Genomic DNA, 5,070 nt, shown 5'->3' with positions numbered 1-5,070 from the left:
CGCCGGCTCGCCCTCGGCCGCCTGCCGCCGCTCACGGAACACCCAGCGCAGCCGGTGGTCGCGCCCCTCGGCCACGTGGTAGTCGCGGCAGATCAGCGCTTCGTCGAACCAGCCGCTTTCGATGCGCTCGGCCCGCGTGCGCAGCACCAGCGGCCCGCCATGCACCGGCCGGCCGTTCTGCTCGGCCAGCGGCAGCGGCTGGGGCAGCAGCCAGGTGGGGCGGGTGGGCATGGGCGGTGGCGTTGTGTCCAGGTCGGCCGGGTGGGCCGCAGACGCCGTGGCCGACCGCGTGGCCAGGCCTGCGCCGCTGGCCACAGGGCCCGCGGGCGTGGCACCCGGCGCGCCCCGGCTGCCGCCGACCGCGGCAGCCGGCCGTGCGGTGCCGCGCGGCTGGCGGCGCGCCACCTGCAGCGCGGGTGCAGCCTGCATCGCGCGTTCGGGGCGGTGGTCGTCTTCCACGCTCAGCCGCAGCACCCGCTCGGGGCCCAGGCGGGCGCTCAGGCGGTCGACCAGCGCGCTGACGGCCAGCGGGTCGGTGTCGGCCAGCTGGCCATCCGCGCTGGCCAGGGCCAGCCGGCCTTCATGGCCGGCCAGGGCCACCGCTTCGTCCAGCTGCAGGCGCAGGCCGTACACCGGCGCCGGCAGCTCGGTGCGCTGCAACCGCTCACGCAGCAGCAGCAGCAGCTGGGCCGCGTCGCGCGTGGGCTCGCCCATGGCCAGGCGCACCGGCGTGGGCGCCCTCGCCTGCCGGCCGCTGCTTTCATGCTGCAGCCACAGCGTGCAGCGGGCCGCGGCCAGCCACTGGCGCGACAGCCAGCCGGCCAGCGGCTGCACCAGGCGCTGCGCGGCGAACACCAGCATCGCCGCATCGTCGGCGCGGTGCACCAGCTCGCAGGCCAGCTCGAACTGCAGCGGTGGCTCGAACCACACCTGCGGATCGGGCGCGTCGCCATAAGCGCGGTCCAGCGCCGCCTGCAGCGCGCCACCGCCGCGCCGCTGCAGGCCGGTGCGCGGCAGCGCCCGCACGTCGGCCAGGGTGTGGCAGCCGATGCCTTGCAGCAGCTCGGCCAGCCGCGGCGGCATGTCCAGCGACTGCAGCACCGGCGGCAGCGGCAGGCCATCGAGCAGGCGCTGGGCCGCCGACAACGCGCGCGCGCGGCCCGGCTTGGCGCCCGGCGCCACCACCCTTGCCAGCAGCCAGGCCGCCGCCGCGGTGGGCGCCATGCCGATGCGCACATGCGCCCCCACCTGCTGCAGGCTGCGCCGCAGCCGCGCCGCCAGGCCGGGCAGCCCGCCGAACAGCCGCAGCGAGCCGCTGACTTCCAGCAGCACCGCATCGGCCCGCAACACCACCTGCGGCGTGTAGCAGGACAGCGCCATGGCCAGCAGCCGCACGAAGGCCGCCTCGGCCGCCTCGTCGCGCTGCAGTTGCTGCAGGCCGGGGCACAGCGACAACGCGGTGGCGGTGCTCATGCCCGCGTCCAGGCCTTGCGCGCGTGCAGCCGCATTCACCGTGCACAAGCGGTGCTGGTGAATCACCGCGCGTGGCGGTGGCGGCTGGCCGTCGGCCGGGGGCGGAAACGGCCCCCGTGCCTCAAGCGGCAACCAGGGCAGGTGCAGCGCGAGCCACAGCATGGCCCACCTCCGCCGCAGGAACCGCTGCACGCCGCAGCAAGGGCGCCGCAGGCGGCAATGACAGCAGCACCGGCGCGGCCATGGCCGGCCCGCGGCGCTTGAAGGCCTGCACCGCCAGCTGGCCGCCGGGCGCCGGCTCAGCCCACAGCCGCAGCGGCGCGGCCGAGGCCTGCTGGCGCGCGCTGGGCGGGCGCAGCGCCCACAGCGGGCAGCCGCTGTCTTGCGCGGCCAGGTGCAGCCGGCGCCACACGGTCGCCGGTGCATCGGCCCACCACAGCACGGCGGCGCAGCTGCGGGAGCGCAGCGCCTGCTCGGCCGCCCAGGCGGCATCGGTGAGCTGGTCGGGCGTGAGGCAGATCAGGACGGCCAGCGACACCCCCAACTGCCGCAAGGCCGGCGCATAAGGCTGGGCGGGCGGCGAGATCCACACCACCGGCCGGTCGGCCAGGGCCTGCAAGGCCGGCAGCAGCAGCCGCAGCTCGCCCGAGCCGGGCTGGGCCAGCAGCAGTTCGGTCAGGCCCTGGGCCGGCCAGCCGCCGCCGGGCAGCTCGGCATCGAGCACCGGGTAGCCGCTGGGCAGGGTGCGGCCGGTGGCCTGGGCCAGCTCATCGCCACGCCACAGCAGGCCGGGCGCCAGCGTCGGCAGGCCGCTGCCGGCCAAGCGTGAAACAGGCGTGCCCGCCGGTGCGCACACCGGTGGGCGGGGCGTGGAAACCGGGGAAAAAGCAGCGACAGGCGGGGACATGGCAAGGGGCAGCAGCGGGAAAATACTGTACGTTTATACAGCATTCTGCACCCCCGTTCGGGCTCCAACCGGGCGCTTTGCCCGGGCTTTTTTCAGTGCCCGCCGGCCTTGGAAAACAGGTTCAGCACCACCACGCCCGCGATGATCAAAGCCATGCCCAACAGCCCTGCGGCGTCGATGCGCTGGCCGAACAGCAGCCAGGCCACGGTGGTGATGAGCACGATGCCCAGGCCCGACCAGATGGCGTAGGCCACGCCCACCAGCACGGTGCGCAGCGTGATCGACAGCAGGTAGAACGCCGTGAGGTAACCCACCGCGGTGATGGCGGTGGGCAGCGGCCGGCTGAAGCTGTCGGATGCCTTGAGCGCCGAGGTGGCGATCACTTCAGCGACGATGGCCAGGCCCAGCGCCAGGTAACCGTTCAAGCCGCCGACTCCGACACCGGCTTCATCCACACCAGGCAGCGCTGGGCTTCCAGGCCGGGCACCAGCAGCGGCTGGGTGCCCGCCACGGTCACGCCGGGCGGCAGCGCCGCCATCTCGTCATCGGGCAGCTTGCCTTTCATCGCCATCCACACGCCGCCCGGCGCCACATGCTGGCGCGTCAGGGTCACGAAGTCGAGCAGCGATGCGAAGGCCCGTGAGGTGACGACGCCGAAGCCCGGTGCCTTCAGCTCTTCGATGCGGGTGTGCTCGGCTTGCAGGCGTCGCAGGCCGAGTTCGGTGGCCACCTGGCGGATGAAGCGGGCCTTCTTGGCCACCGCATCGACGCACACCACGGTGAGTTCCGGACGCAGGATGGCGATGACCACCCCGGGCAGGCCCGCGCCGCTGCCCACGTCCAGCACCCGCTGCGCGGCATCGCCGCGTTGGGCGGCCAGCGCTTCCCTCAGCGGCTGCACCACGGCCACGCTGTCCAGCAGGTGCTGCACCAGCATCTCGGCCGGGTCGCGCACCGCCGTCAGGTTGTAGACCCGGTTCCAGCGGCTGATCAGGTCCAGGTAGGCCAGCAGGCGCTCGGTCATACCCTCGGCCTGTGCTTCATCGGCCGGCCAGCAGCCCAGGTCGCGCAGGCCTTGCTGCAGCGGAGCGCGCAGGGGCGTGGTGTTCACGCTGCCGCTGCTCAAGCTACGGCTCCGGCGGCGGCTTGGGCGGGGTTCTCGGTAAATCCCTTGAAGCGGCCCTTTTTCAGGTGCACCAGCAGCAGCGAAATGGCAGCGGGCGTGACGCCGGAAATGCGCGAGGCTTGGCCCAAAGTCTCCGGCCGGTGCTTGCTGAGCTTTTGGCGCACCTCGAAGCTGAGCGCGGCCACTTGGCCGTAGTTCAACTCCGCAGGCAGTTTCAGGTTTTCAAAGTGGGCGGCACGCTCCACCTCACCCACCTGCTTCTCGATGTAGCCGGCGTATTTGATGAGCACTTCCACCTGCTCGACCACGCTGTCGGCCAGATCAGTCCCCAGCTGCTGCACCAAGGTTTCACGTGAAACACCGGACTCCGGTTTGGCCAGCGCGGCTACCTGCTCCACCGCGTCGAAGGTGACACCCGGGCGCCGCAGCAGATCGGCCAGGTTGTATTCGCGCTCCAGCGCCTTGCCGACCAGCCGCTCCGCGTCCGCCGCGGCCAGGATGCCAGGGTGCACCCAAGTCGACTTCAGCCGCTCTGTTTCACGTGAAACAGCATCACGCTTGCGGTTGAAGGCGCCCCAGCGGGCGTCATCCACCAGGCCCAGTTCCCGGCCGATCTCGGTCAGGCGCGCATCGGCGTTATCTTCGCGCAGCTGCAGGCGGAACTCGGCCCGGCTGGTGAACATGCGGTACGGCTCCGTCACCCCCTTGGTGATGAGGTCGTCCACCAGCACGCCCAGGTAGGCCTGGTCACGGCGCGGCAGCCACGGCGCCTTGCCCTGCACCTGCAGCGCCGCATTCACGCCGGCAAACAAGCCCTGCGCAGCAGCCTCTTCATAGCCGGTGGTGCCGTTGATCTGTCCGGCGAAGAACAGCCCGTCGACGCGTTTGGTCTCCAGCGTTGGCTGCAGCTGTGTCGGCGGAGCATAGTCGTACTCCACCGCGTACGCGGGCCGCATGATTTCCGCCGCCTCCAGCCCAGGCAGGCTCCTGACGACATCGCGCTGCACTTCTTCCGGGAGGCTCATGGAGAGCCCGTTGATGTAGTACTCGAGGGTGCGTAATCCTTCCGGTTCTACGAAGATCTGGTGCCGATCCCGGTCAGCGAATCTCACCACCTTATCCTCGATGGAGGGGCAATAGCGCGGCCCCGTGCCCTCGATGCGCCCTCCATACATGGCCGAGCGCTCGAGGTTGTCGCGAATGATCTCGTGCGTGCGGGGGTTGGTGTAGGTGATCCAGCAGGGGAGTTGCGGAAGCCGAGGCGCTTCAATTTCGTAGGAGAACAGGCGGGGAGGCACGTCGCCGGGCTGTTCGGTCATGGCCTCGAAGTCGATGGTGCGACCGTTGAGGCGAGGCGGCGTCCCCGTCTTCAGGCGCCCAATTTCGAATCCGAGGGCAGCCAGACCCTCGGAGGCCTTGTCGGCCGAGCCGTCACCGTCCACAGGCATGGCATCAGCGTCCAGTTCACCAACAACGGCCGCGCGAGTCGCAGGCGAGGTTGCCGCAGTCGCTGCCGCTGCCTTGAGGGACTCATTCTCGGCCTTGAGCGTCGCCACTGCGCTGG

Annotated in this window: 5 protein-coding genes; all 5 read right to left on the bottom strand. The window is 71.4% G+C overall.

All coding sequences use genetic code 11. The features are described from left to right. A partial coding sequence (locus tag ABNT58_RS15090) for a DNA polymerase Y family protein (RefSeq protein ID WP_348754279.1) occupies window positions 1-1,635 on the bottom strand: 1,635 nt, incomplete at its 3' end. After that, window positions 1,595-2,380: a translesion DNA synthesis-associated protein ImuA gene (gene imuA / locus ABNT58_RS15085; RefSeq protein ID WP_348754278.1), complete on the bottom strand. Its 786-nt coding sequence runs from the start codon at window positions 2,378-2,380 to the stop codon at window positions 1,595-1,597. The genes ABNT58_RS15090 and imuA, both read right to left, overlap by 41 nt. Window positions 2,381-2,472: 92 nt before the next feature. Then, complete coding sequence (locus ABNT58_RS15080; protein WP_348754277.1) at window positions 2,473-2,805, bottom strand: SMR family transporter; 333 nt, start codon at window positions 2,803-2,805, stop codon at window positions 2,473-2,475. Further along, window positions 2,802-3,404, bottom strand: a complete 603-nt coding sequence (gene rsmG, locus ABNT58_RS15075) for a 16S rRNA (guanine(527)-N(7))-methyltransferase RsmG (protein ID WP_348754280.1) — start codon at window positions 3,402-3,404, stop codon at window positions 2,802-2,804. The genes ABNT58_RS15080 and rsmG overlap by 4 nt, the downstream gene beginning before the upstream one ends. A 98-nt stretch (window positions 3,405-3,502) precedes the next feature. Beyond that, window positions 3,503-5,070, bottom strand: a 1,568-nt coding sequence (mnmG, locus tag ABNT58_RS15070) for a tRNA uridine-5-carboxymethylaminomethyl(34) synthesis enzyme MnmG (RefSeq protein ID WP_348754276.1), incomplete at its 5' end; no start/stop codon positions are given.

It is taken from the genome of uncultured Aquincola sp. (assembly GCF_964001545.1).
GTDB lineage: Bacteria > Pseudomonadota > Gammaproteobacteria > Burkholderiales > Burkholderiaceae_C > Aquincola.
Note: the sequence above shows the minus strand (reverse complement) of the source record. Positions and strands in the feature narration are given on the sequence as shown.